This window comes from Nocardioides ginkgobilobae (assembly GCF_054781275.1).
Window position 1 is genome coordinate 191,408 of the sequence record NZ_BAAGUS010000004.1, and the last position, 19,138, is coordinate 210,545.

The following is a 19,138-nucleotide window of genomic DNA, read 5'->3' on the forward strand; positions in this document are numbered from 1 at the left end:
CGGTCCGTGCCTCTTGGGCACCGGCCCCGGGGACGGTCTCTCGCTCCGGTCAGTCCTTGGAGCCGAACATGATCTCGTCCCAGCTCGGGACCGAGGCGCGGCCGCGGCCCTTGCGCGCCGGCCGGCGGGCGGGCGGCTCGTCGTGGCGCTCCTCGTCCGCTGCTGCTGCAGGGGGCTCGGGCTGGCCGGGCTCGGCCACGGGCGTGGGCGCCTCGCTGGGTGCAGTGGCCGGGATCTCCGCGGTCGTGGACTCGGCGGCCGGGGCCTGGTCGGTCGGCTCGGCGGCCGGGGGCTCGAGGTAGGCCTCGACGGGGGCGGGGGAGACCAGGTGGATGGCGTCGTCGCCCAGCGGCAGCTCCTCGGCACCCTCGTCGACGGCGGCCGCCCGGCGGCGGCGCACCTGCTCGAGGTCGTCCTGGGCCGGCGGCGCCGGGGGAGCGGCGATCTGGTCGCCGACCAGCCAGCGGGCGTCGTCGTCCTCGGCCACGGCGTAGTTGCCGCGCATGTCGAAGGTGAAGGTCGCCGTGCCGGTGCGGGCCTGGGCGGCGTACGCCGCGGTGAGCACCCAGCGGCCGTCCTCGCGGCGCCAGGCGTCCCAGGTGACGCTGTCGGCCCCGACGTTGACGCTGCGGAGGTGGGTCTCGACGGCCTCGCCGAGGATGCGCGCGCCGTCGCCGCTGCGGCGGCGGATGGAGCTGCGCTGGGCGCGCTCGGCGACGTGGGCGCGCTCGGCGAGGACCGGTCCGGCGAACGGCATGATCTTCTCGACCGTGGTGCGGGCGGCTTCGGCGACGGCCTCGGGGGTCTCGCCGGCGCGGATGCGGGCCTGGATGTCGCGGGGGCGCAGGACGCTGTCCATGGGGATCTCCAACTGGCCGAGTCGTGAGGTGTCGCCGCGCAGCGCGCTGCGGAGCCGGGAGTCGACGTCGAGGGTGAACTCCTCGCCGGTGTCGCTGACCAGGAGCAGGCGCTTCCCGTCCTCGCTCGTGCCCGCGAGGGTCAGGTGCACCACGTCGGCCCACCTCCCCGCTGATCGGACACTGCTCCTCGTCGTCACCCCGGACTCCCGGGGTGGCGCGAGCCTACGCCAGCGCGACCCCCTCCTCGCGGACCTTGGTGTCCACGGCGACCGTGGCGTCGCACCTCACCGGCCCGCCGGGTGAGGATGGGGGCATGAGCAGCAGGTCGCCGGGACCGACGGGAGGTACGCCGTGAGCACCCTCGTGGTCCTCGACCTCGTCGGGATCTTCGTGTTCGCCATCTCGGGCGCCCTGGTGGCCGTGCGCAAGGAGCTCGACGTCTTCGGGGTGCTGCTCCTGGCCGGTGTGACCGGGCTGGGCGGGGGCTTCCTGCGCGACGTGCTGATCGACGCGACCCCGCCCGCCGCGCTGACCGACTGGAAGTACCTCCTGGTGCCGGTCGCCGCCGGGTTGCTCACCTTCGGCTACCACCCGACGCTGGGCCGGATGGAGCGGATGGTCAACGTCTTCGACGCCTTCGGGCTCGCGCTCTTCTGCGTCGCCGGCGCGCTCAAGGCCGTCGACTACGGACTGGGGCCGGTCCCGGCCGCGCTGCTGGGCATGACCACCGGCATCGGCGGCGGCATCCTGCGCGACGTCCTCGCCGGCCGGGTGCCGGTCATCTTCCGCGGGGAGCTCTACGCCACCCCGGCCCTCGCCGGCGCCTTCGTCGCGGTGCTGCTGGACCGGGCCGACCTGCCCTTCGCGCTGGCCGCCGCCCTGGGCGCAGCGGTGTGCCTGGTCTGGCGCCTGCTCGCGCTCTGGCGCGGCTGGGAGGCGCCGACGCCCCGGGGCTCGGCGAGCGTCTGAGCGGCCCCGCGTGCAGACCAGGACGGTCCGCACGCGACACGCCGGCGGGAGCGCGCAGAACGTCCTGCTCGTGGTGCCGGGCGATACGTCAGGCCGGGGCGTCCTCGAGGACGCGGTCACGCGGCAGGGAGACGGCGGCGACGGCGGCGAGCACCCCGGCACCGAGGGAGACGAGGTACGCCGCGCTGGCACCGGCGCTGTCGACGACGAACCCCGAGGCAGCGGCGCCGGGGGCGACGCCGGCGACCAGGCCGGTCTGCACCATGGCCATGCCCTCGGTGAGGCGCGCCCGCGGGGTGGCGGACTCGACCAGCGACATCGACGCGATCAGGGTGGGGGCGATGGCGGCGCCGCCGACGAGCAGCACCAGCCCCATGAGGGGCAGGGAGCCGACGAGGTAGAGCGGCGCCATGGCGCAGGCCATGGCGGTGGCGCCGACCTTGAGCCGGTACGCCGGGCCGCGGCGCCAGCTCACCGTGCCGGTGACGACACCGGAGAGCAGCGAGCCCAGTGCCCACAGGGCCAGCAGCCCGCCGGCCCACGCGGGGGCGCCCTGCTCGTCCGCGAACGCGACGGTCGTGACCTCGGCCGCCCCGAAGAGCACACCGAGGCAGGCGGACACGACGGTCAGCGGCACGAGGGTGCGCCAGGGCAGCGCGGCCGTCGTCTCCTCGGCGGGGCGCTGGCGGTGTGCCGGGGGAGCGGTCGCCCGCTGCGCGGCGAAGCCCCAGGCGCCGAGCGAGCCGGCCACCGCCGCGACGGCCAGGCCGAGGACGGGGTCGACGAGGGTGGCCAGGACGGTGACGAGGATCGGGCCGAGGATGAAGACGACCTCGTCGAAGACGGCCTCGAGGGCGTAGGCGGTCTGCACCTGGGCGGGTTGCCCCAGGCCCAGCACGTGCGCCCAGCGCGCGCGCACCGCGGAGCCGATCTGCGGCAGCGAGCCGCCCGCGACGGCCGCGGCGACGTACGCCGTCGTCAACGGCCACCCGGCCTCGACCGACCAGACCAGGACCGACGTGGCGGCGCCGAAGACGGTGCCGGCGACCGCGAGGACCCGGGGCTGCCCGAAGCGGTCCAGCAGTCGTCCCTGGAGGATCGCGAGCACGGCGTTGGTGACCATGTAGGCCGCCGAGACCGAGCCCGCGGTGCCGTAGGAACCGGTGGCGCCCTCGACCAGCAGGACGATCCCCAGGCCCGCCATCGAGATCGGCAGCCGGGCGACCAGGCCGGTCAGCGAGAACGTCAGGGCCCCGGGGTGTGCCAGCACGTCCCGGTAGGTCCGCATCGCTCCTCCCACCACGAGGTGGAACCTAGGCGGCGGGACCACTCCCCACCAATCCGGGCACGCGGCGTCCTCGCACCGGCAGGGTGGTGGGGCGGGTTCCTACGATGGCGTCATGACCGCTCCCGAGCCGGCCGCCGGCGCCGCACCCGACGCGACCCCCGACGTCCGCCCCTTCGACGCGCTGCTCCTCGTGTCCTTCGGTGGTCCCGAGAAGCCCGAGGACGTCGTGCCGTTCCTCGAGAACGTCACCCGCGGGCGCGGGATCCCGAAGGAGCGGCTGGAGGAGGTCGGCGAGCACTACTTCCTCTTCGGCGGTCGCTCCCCGATCAACGACCAGTGTCGGGCGCTGCTGGCCGCGATCCGCGAGGACCTGGCCGGCGCGGGGATCGACCTGCCGGTCTACTGGGGCAACCGCAACTGGGACCCCTACCTCGCGGACACGCTGCAGCAGATGGCCGAGGACGGCATCACGCGGGCCGCGTGCTTCGTCACCAGCGCCTACAGCTCGTGGTCGAGCTGCCGGCAGTACCGCGAGAACCTCTGGGACGCCATCGAGCCGCTCGGCGGCCCGGCCGGCTCGCCCGTGCAGCTGCAGAAGCTGCGCCACTACTTCAACCACCCCGGCTTCGTGGAGCCCAACGTCGACGCGGTGCTCGCCGCCCTGTCCGAGCTCCCCGAGGACGTGCGGGCCGACGTCCACCTGGTCTTCGTGACCCACTCGATCCCCACGGCGATGAGCGCCACGAGCGGCGACCCCGAGCGCCACTGGGAGGAGGGCAGCGCCTACGTCGCCCAGCACCTCGACGTCGCCCGCACCATCACCGCGCGGGTGGCCGAGGAGACCGGCACCCAGCACGAGATGGCGCTGACCTACTGCTCGCGCTCGGGCTCCCCGCACGTGCCCTGGCTCGAGCCGGACGTCAACGACCACCTCACCGAGCTCCACGGCGCCGGCGCGCGGGCCGCGGTCGTGATCCCCGTCGGCTTCGTCTCCGACCACATGGAGGTCGTCTACGACCTCGACACCGAGGCGCTCGCGACGGCGGAGGAGCTCGGCCTGCCCGCGGCCCGCGCGGCGACCGCCGGCACCGACCCGCGGTTCGTGGCTATGGTCCGCGACCTGCTCGTCGAGCGCGCCGCCCTCGAGCGCGGCGAGGAAGTCGCCCCCGCCGCGACGGGCGAGATCGGGCCGATGTGGAACGTCTGCCCGGTCGGCTGCTGCGCCAACCCGCGCGCCGAGCGCCCGGCCCTGTGCGGCCGGGACACCCCGGCGAGCGTGTGAGCGGCCGCTCCGGCGTCGGCGTCCACGAGCCCCGCGACCTGGCCGCCCTGGCGACGGTCGTGGCCGGCGAGGCCGCCGCGCTCGTCCGGACGTACGCCGAGGGGCGGGTCGAGGTCGCGGCGACGAAGTCCAGCGAGGTCGACGTCGTGACGGCGGCCGACCGGGCGGCGGAGGAGCTGCTGCGGGCGCGGCTGCGCGCGGCGCGTCCGGGCGACGCGATCCTGGGCGAGGAGGGGGAGGACGAGGCCGGCACCACCGGCGTGCGCTGGGTGCTCGACCCCATCGACGGGACCGTCAACTTCCTCTACGGCCTGCCCCGCCACGCGGTCTCGGTGGCCGCGCAGGTCGAGGGCGCCGACGGCTGGCGCACGGTCGCCGGGACCGTCCTCGAGGTCCCGAGCGGGACCACCTGGAGCGCCCACCTCGAGGACGGGCACCCCGTCGGCACCCGCGACGGGTCGCCGGTGCGCGTCCGCGAGTCCCAGCCGCTGCACCTGATGCTGGTGGCGACGGGCTTCTCCTACGACCGCGACGTCCGGACCCGCCAGGCCGCCTCGCTGCAGCACCTGCTTCCCCGCGTGCGCGACGTGCGCCGCCTGGGCAGCTGCGCCCTGGACCTGTGCCTGCTGGCGTCCGGGCACCTCGACGCCTACGTCGAGGAGGGCGTGAACCTGTGGGACCACGCCGCCGCGACCCTGGTCGCCCGCGCGGCGGGAGCCCGGTGGCAGCTGCTCACCGGGGCGTCCGGGCGCGACCTGCTGGTCTGTGCCCCGGCAGGGGCCTTCGAGGAGTTCCTCGAGGCCGTCACGGCGGCGGGCTACACCGCCGAGGGGCCGACGGCGGGGTGAGGATGCGGGTGGGGGGAATAGCCCACCGTCACCCACTGTTCACCGGCGGCCACACCGAGCCGGTGTGCACCCCGCCGGAGCGATGGTGCACACTGTGCCGCCGAGTGGGACCGAGGACGACGAGCAGGACGAGGGGAGTGTGACGAGGATGGCAACCGACTACGACGCGCCGCGCAAGAACGAGGAGGACTCCTCCGAGGAGAGCATCGAGGAGCTCAAGGCACGCCGGCACGACAAGAGCTCGGGCAAGGTCGACGAGGACGAGACCGAGGCGGCCGAGAACTTCGAGCTCCCCGGCGCCGACCTCTCCCACGAGGAGCTCGCGGTCGAGGTGAAGCCCAAGCAGGAGGACGAGTTCACCTGCATGAGCTGCTTCCTGGTGCACCACCGCTCGCAGCTGGCGGACGCCAAGAAGATGATCTGCTTCGACTGCTCCTGAGCGCACCTGCGCCTGAGCAGCGCCCGGCTGGACCGGCCGGGCACCACCGCAGCGACGACGCGTGGAGAAGGACGGGCTACTGCCCGTCCTTCTCCAGTCCCGGGGGCAGGTGGCCCGTGGACTTCACGTAGTACCGCGCAGCGCCCCGCATCGCCAGGGTGCGCGCCACCGCGATGAGAGCGCCCGTCGCGACCGCCCAGGCCATCGCCTCGACCAGCGCGACGTCGGGGTCCGCGGGGTTCTCCGGCGGCTTGCGCCGCGCGGCCTTCGACCACCCGGTCGTCAGGGCCTTGCGCGCCACGATCGCGGCGCCGATGCCCGAGCCCTTCTCCATGACCGACCACGTCTTCGACATGGCACGGACCCTAGCCCGGCACCTGGTCCGGACGGGTGGTCAGGTCGCCGACTCCACCGCCCGGGTGAGGGCCGCGGCCAGCGCGTCGGGGCGCCGCGTGCTCACCAGCCAGTACGGCGTGGGGTCGGCCGGGTCGCTGAGCGACACCTTGACCGCCTTCTTCCGGTAGGGCCGCAGCAGCAGGTAGGCGCGGGCGTCCGCGTCGCGACCGGCGACCAGGCGGGTCGCCTCCGCGTCCAGCGGCACGACCTCGCCGACGAAGCGCAGCTCGACCCGCGCGCGGCCGGCGCGGAACCAGCCGTCCTCCACGCTGACCAGCGCGGCGCCGTACGTGAGGAAGAGGGTGGCCATGAGCGCGACCGCGGCGCCGGTCACGGCCCACGCGACGGCGCCCGGGACGGCGACGATGACCGCGAGCCAGAGGCTGGCGACGAGCATCGTGCCCTGCGCCCACCAGCGGATGGGCACGGAGAGCCGCTCGCGGTAGTGCGTCGGGGAGGCCGTGTCCACGCCCCCGATCCTCGCACTACCGTGGAAAGGGTGACCGACCTGGCTCCCCCCGACCGCGCCGCCGAGCTGCCCGCCGACCTGCCCGTACCCGTCGTCCGGCTGGACCGAGAGCTGCCGCTGCCGTCCTACGCGCACCCCGGCGACGCCGGCGCGGACCTCTTCACGACCGTCGACCTCGTCCTGGCGCCGGGGGAGCGGGCGCTGGTGCCGACCGGGGTCGCGCTGGCGATCCCCGAGGGGTACGTCGGCCTGGTGCACCCCCGCTCGGGCCTGGCCGCCCGGCACGGCCTGTCGATCGTCAACACGCCCGGGACCGTGGACGCGGGCTACCGCGGCGAGGTGAAGGTGCTGCTGGTCAACCTCGACCCGCGCGAGCCGGTGGAGCTGCGCCGCGGGGACCGGGTCGCGCAGCTGGTGCTGCAGCGCGTCGAGCGGGCCGGCTTCGTGGAGGTCGACGCCCTGCCCGACTCCTCCAGGGGTGCCGGGGGCTACGGTTCTACCGGTGGGTTCGGGCTCGCCTCGTCCGGCACAGCCTGAGTGCGGAGCCTGCGAGCAGTCCCCGAGCCCCGACCAGACCACGCCTCGAGGAGCACCCGTGAGATTCCGCCGCAAGTCCGCTGACGACGCCCAGCCGGAGACCCCCGGCCCCGGCGCGGGCGAGGACACCGCCGCGGCCACCGCGCCGGCCGGTCCGCACGACGTCAGCGAGATGCCCGAGCTGCCCGAGGGCGTCCAGCGCGTCGACCTGGGATCCCTGCTCATCACCCCCACGTCCGGCACCGAGCTGCGCCTGCAGGTCGACGAGGCCAGCGGCGACGTGCAGGCCGTGCTGCTCACCGCGCCCGACGGGGCGCTGGAGCTGCGCGCCTTCGCCGCGCCCCGCCACGGCGACCTCTGGAGCGAGGTGCGCCCGCAGATCGCCTCCGACATGGCCCAGCGCGGCGGCACCGCCACCGAGGTGGACGGCACGTGGGGTCCGGAGCTGGCGTGCGAGCTCACCCGCACCCTGACCGACGGCCGCACCGGCCAGCAGCGCTCGCGCATCATCGGCATCAACGGCACCCGCTGGATGCTGCGCGCCACCCTCATCGGGGGCGCTGCCCGCGACGGGGAGAACCGCGCCCGCTGGGACGCCGTGATCCGTACCGTCGTCGTGCGCCGCGGCGAGGGCGCCATGCCGGTCGGCGAGCCGCTCCCGCTCTCGCTGCCCGAGGGCGCCCGCCGCCTCGGCCCGGCCGCCACGACACCGGCGGTCAGCAAGCCCTCCGGCAACGCTCCCGGCGCTGCCCAGCCGGGCGACACCACTCCGGGCACGTAGGCTCCTCGCGTGGCCGAGAAGTCCCGCCTGCGCCGCTCCATCAGCCGCTGGGCCAGCAGCTCCGACCAGCACGCCCGAGAGCTGCGCCGCACGTCCACCGAGGCCGGTGAGGACTCGGTCGCCGCGTGCGAGGACCGCTGCCGCGTCCACGTGCGCGGCACCCTGCGCACGGTGACCCTGCGCCCTCGTGGTGGGGTCCCCGCGCTCGAGGCCGAGCTGTACGACGGCTCCGGGGCCATCACGATCATCTGGCTCGGCCGGCGGCGGATCGTCGGCATCGACCCGGGCGTCTCGATCGCGGTCGAGGGCCGCGTCGGCGTCCACGACGGGCAGCGGGTCATCTTCAACCCCCGCTACCAGCTGCTGCCGTGAGCACCCACGAGGTCGCGCCGGGAAGCAGCCCCGGCGTCACGGTCGAGCAGGTCGTCCGCGCCCAGCTGAGCAAGGCGCTCGGCGGCCGGCGCGGCATGCTCGAGGCCGCCGCCCCCACGATCGTCTTCACGGTCCTGTGGCTGAGCACCCGCGAGATCCAGCTGGCGCTCGCCGTCAGCGTCGGCGCCGCGCTGGTGCTGCTCGCCGTGCGGCTGGTGCAGCGCTCGACGGTCCAGTTCGTCGTCAACGCGCTCGTCGGCATCGGGATCGGCTGGTTCTTCGTGCGGCTCGCTGCCAGCCGCGGTGGCAGCGAGGACGAGCAGGCACTGGCCTACTTCCTGCCCGGGCTGCTCTACAACGGCGGGTACGCCGTGGTCATGGCGCTGACCTGCCTCGTCGGCTGGCCCCTGGTCGGCTTCATGGTCGGCTCGGTCACCGGTGACGTCACCGCCTGGCACCACGACAAGCAGGTCGTGAAGCTGTGCACGACGCTGACCTGGCTGCTCGCGGTCCCGTGCGTCGTCCGGGTCGCCCTCCAGGCCCCGCTGTGGATCGGCGGGTGGAGCGGCTCGCTCGACGTCGACTTCGCGATCGCCGCGCTGGGGGTGCTCAAGATCGCCCTGGGCTGGCCCCTGCAGCTGGCCGCGCTCGGCGCGATGCTGTGGGTGCTGGGGCGCGACCGCACGCCGGTCGAGCCGACGGCCCAGCCGCCGACCGCCTGACCCGGGCCGAGCCGGCGCTAGCCGCCGTGCGCCGACGGCGCGAGCAGCCGCTCGAGCTCGTCCTCCTTCTCGGCCGGCACGACGAACAGCAGCTCGTCGCCGGACTCCACCGGCTGCTCGGGGTCGGGGGTGTAGACCTGCCCGTCGCGAAGGATCGTCACGAGCACGCACGACTCCGGCAGCGGCACCAGGCCGGCCGGCTTGCCGACGTACGGGCTGTCGGCCGGGAGCGTCATCTCCACCAGGTTGGCGTTGCCCTGGCGGAAGGTGAACAGCCGCACGAGGTCGCCGACGGTGACGGCCTCCTCGACCAGTGCGGACATGATCCGCGGGGTGGAGACGTTGACGTCGACGCCCCAGGCCTCGGAGAAGAGCCACTCGTTGTTGGGGTGGTTGACCCGGCCCACGGTGCGCGGCACGCCGAACTCGGTCTTGGCCAGCAGCGAGGCGACCAGGTTGGCCTTGTCGTCGCCGGTGGCGGAGATGAGCACGTCGCAGCGGTCGAGGCGCGCCTCCTCCAGCGAGGACATCTCGCAGCAGTCGGCGAGCAGCCACTCGGCGTGGGGGACGCGCTCGGGCTTGATCGCGTCGGCGTTCTTGTCGATCAGCAGGACCTGGTGGCCGTTGCCGATCAGCTCGCGGGCGATGGAGCGGCCCACGGCACCTGCTCCGGCGATGGCGACGCGCATCAGCTCTCCTCCGGTCCCTTGTCGAGGACCGCGAACGTGTGGGGGGCGGTCTCCTCCCGGATGACCAGGTGGAGCATGTCGCCCTCCTGCAGGATCGTGTCGCGGGTGGGCAGCATGCCCTCGCCGAGCCGGTCGATCCAGGCGATGCGGGAGCGCGACTGCACCTGCAGGTCGATGGTGCGGTGCCCGATCCAGGCCTCCGGCACGGTGATGTGGTCGACCCGGATGGTGCCGCTGGGGTCGCGGAAATCCGGCTCGGCTCCCGCCGGGAGGATCCGGCGCAGGACCTGGTCGGCGGTCCACTTCACGGTGGCGACGGTGGTGATGCCCAGGCGCTGGTAGACCTCGGCGCGGCCGGGGTCGTAGATGCGGGCGACGACCTGCTGGATCCCGAAGGTCTCGCGGGCCACGCGCGCGGCGATGATGTTGGAGTTGTCGCCGGAGGAGACCGCGGCGAAGGCGTCGGCGCGCCGGATGCCGGCCTTCTCCAGGACCTCCTGGTCGAAGCCGATGCCGGCGACCTTGTCCCCGTTGAACCCGGGTCCGAGACGTCGGAACGCGTCCGGCTCGGAGTCGATCACCGAGACGGTGTGGTTGCGGTCCTCCAGGGAGCGGGCGAGGGTCGAGCCGACCCGGCCGCAGCCCATGATCACGACGTGCACGGGCCCACGCTAGCCGCAAGGGGGCTCAGGGGCCGCACGTGCCGTAGCCTTCCCGACCGTGGGTGTCGGCGACGTCTCGAAGCGGATCCTGCTGGGCCGCAAGCTGCGCAGCTCGCAGATGGGGGAGACGCTCCTCTCCAAGAAGCTCGCCTTCCCCGTCTTCGCCAGCGACGCGCTCTCCTCGGTCGCCTACGCGCCCGACGAGATCTTCATCATCCTGTCGCTGGCGGGGGTGAGCCTCTACGCGTACTCGTGGTGGATCGCCGCCGCCGTCGCGGTCGTGATGCTCACCGTCGTGGCGTCCTACCGCCAGACCGTCCACGCCTACCCGAGCGGCGGCGGCGACTACGAGGTGGCGATGGTCAACCTCGGTCCCCGGGCGGGCATCACGGTCGCCAGCGCGCTCATCGTCGACTACGTGCTGGTGGTGGCGGTCTCGCTCTCCTCGGCGGCCCAGTACGCCGCGTCGGCGCTGGACTTCGTCATCGGCCACGAGGCCCTCATCGCCTCGGTGCTGGTCGTGGCGCTGACGCTGGTCAACCTGCGCGGCGTGCGGGAGTCCGGGGCGTGGTTCGCCTTCCCGGCGTACGCCTTCATGGTCGGGCTGGTCGGGATGATCGGCTTCGGGCTGTTCCGCCAGGCCACCGGCACGCTGCCGGCGGCCGAGAGCGCGGCGTACACCATCGTGGAGGCCGAGGGCTACGAGGGGACGCTGACCACCATCGCGCTCGTGTTCCTCGTCGCGCGCGCCTTCTCCTCGGGCTGTGCGGCGCTGACCGGTGTGGAGGCCATCTCCAACGGGGTGCCGGCCTTCCGCCGGCCCAAGAGTCGCAACGCCGCCACCACGCTCGCGCTGCTGGCGATGGTCGCGATCGTGCTGATGATGGGCGTGGTCGCGCTCGGCAACCTGATGGACGTGCGCTACGTCGACCCGCACGAGGGCGACCGGCTGCTCGCGGCCGACGGGAGCGTCGTCTCCGGGAGCCAGGACACCCTCATCGCCCAGATCGCCGAGGGCGTCTTCGACGGGTTCTCCCCGGCGTACTACTTCGTCGTGCTGGCCACCGGCGTCATCCTGGTGCTCGCCTCCAACACCGCCTTCAACGGCTTCCCGGTGCTCGGCTCGATCCTGGCCCGCGACGGCTTCGCCCCGCGGGCGCTGGGCCAGCGCGGCGACCGGCTCGCCTTCAGCAACGGCATCGTCTTCCTCGCCGTCATGGCGATCGCGCTGATCGTCGCCTTCGACGCCCAGGTCACGCGGCTGATCCAGCTCTACATCGTCGGCGTCTTCGTCTCCTTCAACCTCAGCCAAATGGGGATGATCCGGCACTGGACGCGCGAGCTGGCCACGGTCACCGACCCCGCCGACCGGGCCCGGATGCAGCGCTCGCGCCTGATCAACACCGTCGGCCTGGCCCTCACCGCCGCGGTCTTCGTGGTCATCGTGCTCACCAAGTTCCTCGCCGGCGCCTGGATCGCGATCCTGGCGATGGGCACCTTCTACCTGCTCATGAGCGGGGTGCGGAAGCACTACGACCAGGTCGCCCTGGAGCTGGCCGCGGACGAGGACGACAAGGTGCTCCCGACCCGGGTGCACGCGATGGTCCTGGTCTCCAAGCTGCACAAGCCGACCCTGCGGGCCCTGGCCTTCGCCAAGGCGACCCGGCCCAACGTGCTGGAGGGCGTCTACGTCGCCACCGACCCGAAGGCGACCTCCGCCCTCATGGCGGAGTGGGACGAGCGCCGGCTCGACGTGCCGCTCAAGGTGCTGCACTCGCCCTACCGCGAGCTCGTGCGCCCGATCCTGGAGTACGCCACCGCGATCCGCCGGGCCAACCCCCGCGGCGTCGTCGCGGTCTACATCCCGGAGTACGTCGTCGGCCGCTGGTGGGAGCAGCTGCTGCACAACCAGACCGCCCTGCGGCTCAAGGGCCGCCTGCTCTTCACCCCAGGAGTGATGGTCATCTCGGTGCCCTACCAGCTGCGTTCCTCCGAGCTCGCGCGCGAGCGGGTCCTCTCCGAGGACCAGCGCGTGCACGCCGGCGACCTGCGTCGCGGCCGGGCGCGGGACCAGTGAGCGCCGCAGCGTCGGGGCCGAGCGCGATCGGCACGCGCATCGAGGGCATCGTCGGCCCGGTCGCCCACGGCGGGCACTGCGTGCTGCGCCCGGAGTCGGGGCCCGTGGTGTTCGTGCGCCACGCGCTGCCCGGTGAGCGCGTGGTCGTCGAGGTGACCGAGGGCGTCGAGGGGGACCGCTTCTGGCGCGGCGACGCGGTGGAGGTCCTCGAGGCCTCCCCGGACCGGGTCGAGCCGCCCTGTCCGTTCTCGGGGCCCGGCCGCTGCGGCGGCTGCGACCTGCAGCACGTCGCGCTGCCCGCGCAACGGACGCTCAAGGCGGCGGTCGTGCGCGAGCAGATGCAGCGCCTGGCGAAGCTGGAGGTCGACGTCGAGGTCGAGGCCGTCCCCGGCGACCTCGACGGGTTGCGCTGGCGTACCCGCCAGCGCTACGTCTCCCTGCCCGACGGTGGCAAGGGCATGCGCAAGCACCGCTCCCACGAGGTCGTCGAGGTCGACGACTGCCGCATCGACGCCGCCGGCCGCGTCCCGGGCGAGCAGCTGCACACCGTGCGCGGCGTGGAGTTCTCCGTCGCAGCCGACGGCTTCTGGCAGGTGCACCCCGGTGCCGCCGAGGTGCTCGTGGAGTCGGTGCTGGCCGGGCTCGAGCCCCGCGCCGGCGACCGCGTGCTCGACCTGTACGCCGGGGTCGGGCTCTTCGCCCGCTTCCTCGGACACGCCGCGGGGGTGACCGGCACGGTCGGGATGGTCGAGGGCGACCGCGAGGCCGTCGAGCACGCCCGCACCAACCTCGCGACGCTGCCCGGTCGGTGGGAGGCGGTCTCCGGCGACGTCGAGCGGGTCCTGGCCAAGCCGCGCGGCCCGATCATGGGCGGCGCCGTCGACCTGGTGGTCCTGGACCCGCCGCGCACCGGCGCCCGCCGCAAGGTGGTCCGGGAGGTCGCGCGCCGCACCCCCCGTCGGATCGCCTACGTGGCGTGCGACCCGGCCGCGCTGGCGCGCGACACGGCGTACCTCGCCGAGGCGGGGTACTCCCTGCGCTCGCTGCGCGGGCTGGACCTCTTCCCGATGACCCACCACGTCGAGTGCGTGGCGGTCTTCGAGCGGGACTGACCCGGGGGCCTACCTCCGGCTCGCGTAGACCTTCCGCACGACGTCCTCGACGTCCGGCTCCTCGATGGAGAGGTCGAGGACCTCGGCAGCGGTGCTGACGGCGGCCAGGACGGCCGCCGCGGTGGCCTGCTCGGCGTCGAAGCCGATGCGGTGGCGCAGGCCGTGACCCTCCTCGCCCAGGTGGGTCGCACCGGCCGGGAGCGTGAGGGCCGTGCCGGGCACGGCCTCTGCGAGGTCGACGGTCATGACCCGCTGCGCGCCGACGGTGCGGGAGAGCCCGGCCAGGTCGCCGTCGTAGACGGTGCGGCCACGGTCGACCAGCACGACCCGGTCGCAGAGCCGCTCGACGTCGCCCATGTCGTGGGTGGTCAGCAGCAGCGTGGTGCCGTGCTCGCGCCGCTCGGCGACGAGGAACTCCCGCAGCCGCTGCTTGCTCAGCACGTCGAGGCCGATCGTCGGCTCGTCGAGGATGACCAGGCGGGGCCGGTGCAGCAGGGCGGCGGCGACCTCCGCGCGCATCCGCTGGCCCAGCGAGAGCTGGCGCACGGGCGTGGTCCAGAACTCCTCGAGCTCCAGCTGCGCGACCAGCTCGTCGCGGCGGGAGGCGGCGTCGGCGGGGGAGAGGCGGTGGATCGCGGCCAGCAGGCCGAAGGAGTCGCCGACCGGCAGGTCCCACCACAGCTGGGAGCGCTGGCCGAAGACGACGCCGACCTGCCGTGCGAGCCGGCGCCGGTCGGCCACCGGCCGCAGGCCGCAGGTGCGGGCCTCGCCGGAGGTGGGCACGAGGATGCCCGTGAGCATCTTGATGGTCGTCGACTTCCCGGCGCCGTTGGCGCCGATGTAGCCCACCGCCTCGCCTGGCTGCACGCGCAGGGAGAGGTCCTCGACGGCCACCACTGTGCGTCGGGCCAGGCCGTCGCGGACCCGGAAGGTCCGGGTCAACCCGGTCGTCTCGATGATCGGCGTCTCGACGATCGGCGTCTCGGTGGTCGGCTCGCTGCTCATCCGCCTGCTCCCTGGTAGTGCCGGACCCCGGTGCGCCACGCCAGCAGCGCCGCCAGCCACGCCCAGACCGCCGCCACCGGCGCGGCCCAGCCGACCCAGCCGGGGAGACCGGCGAAGGCGGGCAGGCCGAGCAGCGTGGTGACGGGCAGGTAGGCGGTGAAGGCCATGGGGAAGAAGAAGCCGAAGACGACGACCAGCGGGCGGCCCCAGACCGAGCCGGGCTGGGTGGCGGCGTACCGACCGCCGTACACGAAGGCGTTGGTCATCTCGGCGCCGTTCACGAGGAAGAACTGCAGGCCGCCGGCCATCACGAACATGGCCGAGAAGGTCGCGGTCCCGCTCACGACCGCGAGCAGGAGCAGGGCGACGGCGCCCGGGCCCCACGCGATCTCGTTGACCGCCAGCCCCACGACCAGCGCGACCAGCCCGACGGCCGCGCGGGCGAGCCGACGCAGGCTCACGTCGGAGGTGACGAGCTGAAGGAGCAGCGGCTGGGGGCGGAGGTAGAAGACGTCCAGGCGCCCGGTGCGGACGTACTCCGGGAGGTTGTCGCAGTGCCCGAAGACCATGTCGGCCACGGAGAAGCAGAGGTCGGCCAGCCCGAAGACGAGCAGGATCGCGGCCAGGTCGAAGCCGCCGATCGCGCTGACGCTGGTGAAGAGGACCGCCACCTCGGCGAGCTCGACGATGCCGACCAGCAGCGAGCTGCCCAGGTCGAGCCCGAAGCTGGCGCGGTGGCTGGCCTGCGAGCGGACGCGCGAGCCGAGGACGGCGCGGTACGGCGTCCAGCGGCTGCCGTGGAGCGTGCGCGGGCCCGCGGAGGGGTTCGAGGAGGTGGTCACCCGCCCTGCACCTCCAGCTTGTGCCGCCCGCGGCGGGTCAGGACGTGCCCGAGGGCAGCGGTGGCGACCAACCAGGCGACCTGGGCGGCGACCAGGCCGAGCGCGGCCACGCCCTCGACGCGCCCCGACAGGACGTCGACGGGGTACTGCAGCATCGAGGGGAACGGGGTGGCGCTGGCCAGCGCGAGCAGCGGGGCGGGGAAGAGGCTGATCGGCACGAAGAGCCCGGCCAGGAAGCCGGAGACGACCATGTAGAGGATCTGCACCCCGCGGGTCTCGACCAACCAGAAGCCGGTCGCGGCCACGAGGTAGACCGTCGTCACCGAGACGGTGATGCCGAGCAGGACGCTCACCAGCCCGAGGGCGTAGGGGAGCGGGCTGGTCGGCATCGTCATCCCGACCACGAGCGCGCCGACGAGGACCGAGGGGATGCCGCGGGGGAGCAGGGCGAACAGGTTGCGCCCGACCTCGGTCGCGACGGCGGCGCCCTGGACGTCGAGGGGACGCAAGAAGTCGACGACGACGTCGCCGGTGCGGATCCGCTCGGCGACCTCGGTGCGGCCGAACAGGTTGACCGACCCGAGCAGGCCCTGGGAGATCCAGATGTAGGCGGCCATGCTGCCGGCGTCGTACCCGTTCAGCTCGCCGCCGGCCGCCTCGACGGTGGCCAGCAAGATGGCCACCTTGAGGAAGCCGAAGGTGGTGTTCGCGACCAGTCCGGCGAGGGCGGCCAGGCGGTACGCCGACTGCTGCCGGAAGCCCGCGAGGACCAGCAGGGCGTAGGGGCGCACGGCGGGGGACTCTACGCAGCCCGGGCCGGTGGTCCGAGCCGACACGACCCGTGCGGGTGCTGCGCGGTCACTCGATGTCATGTATCTTGACGTCAAGAGATATGACCCTCTCGGCTGAGGCCGCGGGGTGGCAGGATGGCCGGGGTCACCCGGCGCAGACGCGACAGAGGAGAACGCAGTGGCGAGCAAGGACAGCTTTGGTGCCAAGAGCACCCTGGACGTCGACGGGACGTCGTACGAGATCTTCCGCCTCGATGCGGTGAAGGGCGACGGGCTCGACGTCGACAGCCTGCCCTTCAGCCTCAAGGTCCTCCTGGAGAACCTCCTGCGCACCGAGGACGGCGCCAACATCACCGCCGAGGACATCAAGGCCCTCGCCGGCTGGGACGAGACCGCCCAGCCCGACAAGGAGATCCAGTTCACGCCGGCGCGCGTGATCATGCAGGACTTCACCGGCGTGCCCTGCGTCGTCGACCTCGCCACCATGCGCGAGGCGATGGCCGAGCTCGGCGGCGACGCCACCCGGATCAACCCGCTCGCCCCGGCCGAGATGGTCATCGACCACTCGGTGATGGCCGACGTCTTTGGCACCCCGGAGGCCTTCGAGCGCAACGTCGAGATCGAGTACGAGCGCAACCGCGAGCGCTACCAGTTCCTGCGGTGGGGCCAGGGCGCCTTCGACGACTTCAAGGTCGTCCCGCCGGGCACCGGCATCGTGCACCAGGTCAACATCGAGCACCTGGCCCGCACCGTCTTCACGCGCGAGGTCGACGGCGAGCTCCTGGCCTACCCCGACACCTGCGTCGGCACCGACAGCCACACCACCATGGTCAACGGCATCGGCGTCGTCGGCTGGGGCGTCGGCGGCATCGAGGCCGAGGCCGCGATGCTCGGCCAGCCGGTCTCCATGCTCATCCCCCGCGTGGTCGGCTTCAAGCTCTCCGGCGAGCTGCCCGAGGGCTCGACGGCCACCGACCTCGTGCTCACCATCACCGAGATGGTCCGCAAGCACGGCGTCGTCGGGAAGTTCGTGGAGTTCTACGGCCCCGGTGTCTCCGCGCTGCCGCTGGCCAACCGCGCCACGATCGGCAACATGAGCCCCGAGTTCGGCTCGACCATCGCGGTCTTCCCGATCGACGAGGAGACCACCACCTACCTCCGCCTCACCGGCCGGTCCGAGGAGCAGATCGCGCTCGTCGAGACCTACGCCAAGGAGCAGGGGCTGTGGCTGGACCCCTCCGCCGAGCCGCGCTACTCCGAGAAGCTCGAGCTCGACCTGTCCACGGTCGTCCCCTCGATCGCCGGCCCGAAGCGTCCGCAGGACCGGGTCGAGGTCACCGAGGCCAAGGCCGGCTTCCGCGCCGCGCTGGTCGACTACGTCGACGGTGACGGCGGCGAGCCCACCGGTTACGACGAGGCCGTCGACGAGACCTTCCCGGCCTCGGACCCGGTCTCCTCCTCCGACGCCGGCCAGGCGCCCCCGAAGGACTGGGCCTCCTGCGCCCCGACCGACGGCGGCCGCCCGAGCAAGCCGGTCGAGGTCACCCTCGAGGACGGCACGAGGTTCACCCTCGACCACGGCGCGGTGACGATCGCCTCGATCACCTCCTGCACCAACACCTCCAACCCCTCGGTGATGATCGGCGCCGCCCTGCTGGCCAAGAAGGCGGTCGAGAAGGGCCTCCAGCGCAAGCCGTGGGTCAAGACCACGCTCGCACCGGGTTCGCAGGTGGTCTCCGACTACTACGAGAAGGCCGGCCTGACGCCGTACCTCGACAAGCTGGGCTTCAACCTCGTCGGCTACGGCTGCGTGACCTGCATCGGCAACTCCGGTCCGCTCATCCCCGAGGTCTCCGCGGCCGTCAACGAGCACGACCTCGCCGTCGTCTCGGTGCTCTCGGGCAACCGCAACTTCGAGGGCCGGATCAGCCCCGACATCAAGATGAACTACCTCGCCTCCCCGCCGCTGGTCGTCGCCTACGCGCTGGCCGGCTCGATGGACGTCGACCTGTTCAACGACCCGCTGGGCGTGGACACCGACGGCAACGAGGTGTTCCTCAAGGACATCTGGCCCTCGCCGCGGGAGGTCGAGGAGACGATCGCGGGTGCGATCAACTCCCAGATGTTCGCCGACTCCTACGCCGACGTCTTCAAGGGCGACGAGCGCTGGCGCTCGCTGCCCACCCCGGAGGGCAACACCTTCACCTGGGACGAGGACTCCACCTACGTCCGCAAGGCGCCCTACTTCGACGGCATGCCGGAGGAGCCGGAGCCGGTCACCGACATCGAGGGCGCCCGCGTGCTCCTCAAGCTCGGCGACTCGGTCACCACCGACCACATCAGCCCCGCTGGTGCGATCAAGAAGGACAGCCCGGCCGGTCGCTACCTCGCCGAGCACGGTGTCGAGCAGCGGGACTTCAACTCCTACGGCTCTCGCCGCGGCAATCACGAGGTCATGATCCGCGGCACCTTCGCCAACATCCGGCTGCGCAACCAGCTGGCCCCCGGCACCGAGGGCGGCGTGACCCGCGACTTCACCGCTGGCGGCGACGTCACGACCGTCTACGAGGCCTCGGAGAACTACATCGCCGCGGGCATCCCGCTGGTCGTGCTCGCGGGCAAGGAGTACGGCTCCGGCTCCTCGCGCGACTGGGCCGCCAAGGGCACCGCGCTGCTGGGCGTCAAGGCCGTCATCGCCGAGTCCTTCGAGCGCATCCACCGCTCGAACCTCATCGGCATGGGCGTCATCCCGCTGCAGTTCCCCGAGGGCGAGAGCGCCGAGAGCCTGGGCCTGACCGGTGAGGAGACCTTCTCCATCACCGGCATCACCGAGCTCAACGACGGCACCACCCCGCGCACGGTCAAGGTGAAGGCCGACGGCGTCGAGTTCGACGCGGTCGTGCGGATCGACACCCCGGGCGAGGCGAGCTACTACCGCAACGGCGGCATCATGCCGTTCGTGCTGCGGTCGCTGCTGAAGGGCTGACCCAGCCCGCT

At 73.2% G+C, this 19,138-nt stretch carries 20 protein-coding genes; 11 read left to right on the forward strand and 9 right to left on the reverse strand.

Annotation, left to right across the window (positions count from 1 at the left end):
- Positions 1-49 precede the first annotated feature (49 nt).
- Positions 50-1,012, reverse strand: coding sequence for a septation protein SepH (gene sepH / locus ACYVID_RS06050; RefSeq protein WP_460735400.1), 963 nt, complete (start codon positions 1,010-1,012; stop codon positions 50-52).
- A 199-nt stretch (positions 1,013-1,211) separates the two neighbouring features.
- Here sepH and ACYVID_RS06055 point away from each other — a divergent pair, with 199 nt between their 5' ends.
- Positions 1,212-1,829, forward strand: coding sequence for a trimeric intracellular cation channel family protein (locus ACYVID_RS06055; RefSeq protein ID WP_460735402.1), 618 nt, complete (start codon positions 1,212-1,214; stop codon positions 1,827-1,829).
- 88 nt (positions 1,830-1,917) lie between these two features.
- Here the strand turns inward: ACYVID_RS06055 and ACYVID_RS06060 are convergent, their stop codons facing one another.
- Positions 1,918-3,117 carry an MFS transporter gene (locus tag ACYVID_RS06060; protein ID WP_460735404.1) on the reverse strand — a complete coding sequence of 400 codons (1,200 nt, stop codon included), beginning with the start codon at positions 3,115-3,117 and terminating at the stop codon, positions 1,918-1,920.
- Positions 3,118-3,229: 112 nt separating this feature from the next.
- Between ACYVID_RS06060 and ACYVID_RS06065 the strand changes: the two genes are divergently transcribed.
- From ACYVID_RS06065 to ACYVID_RS06075, 3 genes are all read left to right on the forward strand, one after another.
- Positions 3,230-4,399: a ferrochelatase gene (locus tag ACYVID_RS06065; RefSeq protein ID WP_460735406.1), complete on the forward strand. Its 1,170-nt coding sequence runs from the start codon at positions 3,230-3,232 to the stop codon at positions 4,397-4,399.
- Positions 4,396-5,247 (forward strand): inositol monophosphatase family protein, encoded by an 852-nt coding sequence (locus ACYVID_RS06070; protein ID WP_460735408.1) that lies wholly within the window; start codon positions 4,396-4,398, stop codon positions 5,245-5,247. The genes ACYVID_RS06065 and ACYVID_RS06070 overlap by 4 nt, the downstream gene beginning before the upstream one ends.
- A gap of 148 nt (positions 5,248-5,395) precedes the next feature.
- Complete coding sequence (locus tag ACYVID_RS06075) at positions 5,396-5,686, forward strand: DUF4193 domain-containing protein (RefSeq protein WP_300643330.1); 291 nt, start codon at positions 5,396-5,398, stop codon at positions 5,684-5,686.
- Positions 5,687-5,762: 76 nt separating this feature from the next.
- Here ACYVID_RS06075 and ACYVID_RS06080 read toward each other — a convergent pair whose 3' ends face one another.
- Both ACYVID_RS06080 and ACYVID_RS06085 read right to left on the reverse strand, forming a co-directional pair.
- Positions 5,763-6,041 carry a DUF4235 domain-containing protein gene (locus tag ACYVID_RS06080; protein ID WP_460735410.1) on the reverse strand — a complete coding sequence of 93 codons (279 nt, stop codon included), beginning with the start codon at positions 6,039-6,041 and terminating at the stop codon, positions 5,763-5,765.
- Between the two features lie 39 nt (positions 6,042-6,080).
- Positions 6,081-6,551 (reverse strand): DUF3093 domain-containing protein, encoded by a 471-nt coding sequence (locus tag ACYVID_RS06085; RefSeq protein WP_460735412.1) that lies wholly within the window; start codon positions 6,549-6,551, stop codon positions 6,081-6,083.
- 39 nt (positions 6,552-6,590) lie between these two features.
- On the opposite strand from ACYVID_RS06085, the gene dut reads away from it, so the two are divergent.
- From dut to ACYVID_RS06105, 4 genes are read left to right on the forward strand one after another with little or no spacing between them, the layout of a single operon-like run.
- Entirely contained in the window at positions 6,591-7,088 is a 498-nt protein-coding gene (dut, locus tag ACYVID_RS06090) for a dUTP diphosphatase (RefSeq protein ID WP_460735502.1), read from the forward strand.
- 58 nt (positions 7,089-7,146) lie between these two features.
- On the forward strand, positions 7,147-7,869 hold the full coding sequence (locus ACYVID_RS06095) for a DUF3710 domain-containing protein (protein WP_460735414.1): 723 nt from the start codon (positions 7,147-7,149) through the stop codon (positions 7,867-7,869).
- 9 nt (positions 7,870-7,878) lie between these two features.
- Entirely contained in the window at positions 7,879-8,241 is a 363-nt protein-coding gene (locus tag ACYVID_RS06100; protein WP_300643338.1) for an OB-fold nucleic acid binding domain-containing protein, read from the forward strand.
- On the forward strand, positions 8,238-8,963 hold the full coding sequence (locus ACYVID_RS06105; protein ID WP_460735416.1) for a DUF3159 domain-containing protein: 726 nt from the start codon (positions 8,238-8,240) through the stop codon (positions 8,961-8,963). Before ACYVID_RS06100 ends, ACYVID_RS06105 begins: the two co-directional genes overlap by 4 nt.
- A 17-nt stretch (positions 8,964-8,980) precedes the next feature.
- Here ACYVID_RS06105 and ACYVID_RS06110 read toward each other — a convergent pair whose 3' ends face one another.
- Positions 8,981-9,652, reverse strand: coding sequence for a potassium channel family protein (locus tag ACYVID_RS06110; protein ID WP_300643341.1), 672 nt, complete (start codon positions 9,650-9,652; stop codon positions 8,981-8,983).
- Entirely contained in the window at positions 9,652-10,299 is a 648-nt protein-coding gene (locus ACYVID_RS06115; protein ID WP_460735505.1) for a potassium channel family protein, read from the reverse strand. Before ACYVID_RS06115 ends, ACYVID_RS06110 begins: the two co-directional genes overlap by 1 nt.
- Positions 10,300-10,372: 73 nt before the next feature.
- On the opposite strand from ACYVID_RS06115, the gene ACYVID_RS06120 reads away from it, so the two are divergent.
- Together ACYVID_RS06120 and ACYVID_RS06125 are read left to right on the forward strand one after the other, a co-directional pair.
- Complete coding sequence (locus tag ACYVID_RS06120) at positions 10,373-12,391, forward strand: APC family permease (protein ID WP_460735419.1); 2,019 nt, start codon at positions 10,373-10,375, stop codon at positions 12,389-12,391.
- A complete protein-coding gene (locus tag ACYVID_RS06125) occupies positions 12,388-13,503 on the forward strand; it encodes a class I SAM-dependent RNA methyltransferase (RefSeq protein ID WP_460735421.1) in 1,116 nt (371 codons plus the stop codon). Before ACYVID_RS06120 ends, ACYVID_RS06125 begins: the two co-directional genes overlap by 4 nt.
- A gap of 9 nt (positions 13,504-13,512) precedes the next feature.
- On the opposite strand, the gene ACYVID_RS06130 is transcribed toward ACYVID_RS06125, so the two are convergent.
- From ACYVID_RS06130 to ACYVID_RS06140, 3 genes are read right to left on the reverse strand one after another with little or no spacing between them, the layout of a single operon-like run.
- Positions 13,513-14,508, reverse strand: coding sequence for an ABC transporter ATP-binding protein (locus ACYVID_RS06130; protein ID WP_460735424.1), 996 nt, complete (start codon positions 14,506-14,508; stop codon positions 13,513-13,515).
- The gene (locus ACYVID_RS06135) at positions 14,505-15,350 is read right to left on the reverse strand and encodes an ABC transporter permease (protein ID WP_460735426.1); all 846 of its coding nucleotides are present in this window, start codon (positions 15,348-15,350) and stop codon (positions 14,505-14,507) included. The genes ACYVID_RS06130 and ACYVID_RS06135 overlap by 4 nt, the downstream gene beginning before the upstream one ends.
- Positions 15,347-16,141: an ABC transporter permease gene (locus tag ACYVID_RS06140; RefSeq protein WP_460735428.1), complete on the reverse strand. Its 795-nt coding sequence runs from the start codon at positions 16,139-16,141 to the stop codon at positions 15,347-15,349. The genes ACYVID_RS06135 and ACYVID_RS06140 overlap by 4 nt, the downstream gene beginning before the upstream one ends.
- A 178-nt stretch (positions 16,142-16,319) precedes the next feature.
- Between ACYVID_RS06140 and ACYVID_RS06145 the strand changes: the two genes are divergently transcribed.
- On the forward strand, positions 16,320-19,127 hold the full coding sequence (locus tag ACYVID_RS06145; protein ID WP_460735430.1) for an aconitate hydratase: 2,808 nt from the start codon (positions 16,320-16,322) through the stop codon (positions 19,125-19,127).
- Positions 19,128-19,138: the final 11 nt, after the last annotated feature.

Coding starts and splice junctions, on each gene's coding strand:
- ACYVID_RS06115 (WP_460735505.1), bottom strand. CDS start 10,299: ATGGGCTGCGGCCGGGTCGGCTCGACCCTCGCCCGCTCCCTGGAGGAC.
- ACYVID_RS06110 (WP_300643341.1), bottom strand. CDS start 9,652: ATGCGCGTCGCCATCGCCGGAGCAGGTGCCGTGGGCCGCTCCATCGCC.
- ACYVID_RS06130 (WP_460735424.1), bottom strand. CDS start 14,508: ATGAGCAGCGAGCCGACCACCGAGACGCCGATCGTCGAGACGCCGATC.
- ACYVID_RS06060 (WP_460735404.1), bottom strand. CDS start 3,117: ATGCGGACCTACCGGGACGTGCTGGCACACCCCGGGGCCCTGACGTTC.
- ACYVID_RS06080 (WP_460735410.1), bottom strand. CDS start 6,041: ATGTCGAAGACGTGGTCGGTCATGGAGAAGGGCTCGGGCATCGGCGCC.
- ACYVID_RS06065 (WP_460735406.1), top strand. CDS start 3,230: ATGACCGCTCCCGAGCCGGCCGCCGGCGCCGCACCCGACGCGACCCCC.
- ACYVID_RS06075 (WP_300643330.1), top strand. CDS start 5,396: ATGGCAACCGACTACGACGCGCCGCGCAAGAACGAGGAGGACTCCTCC.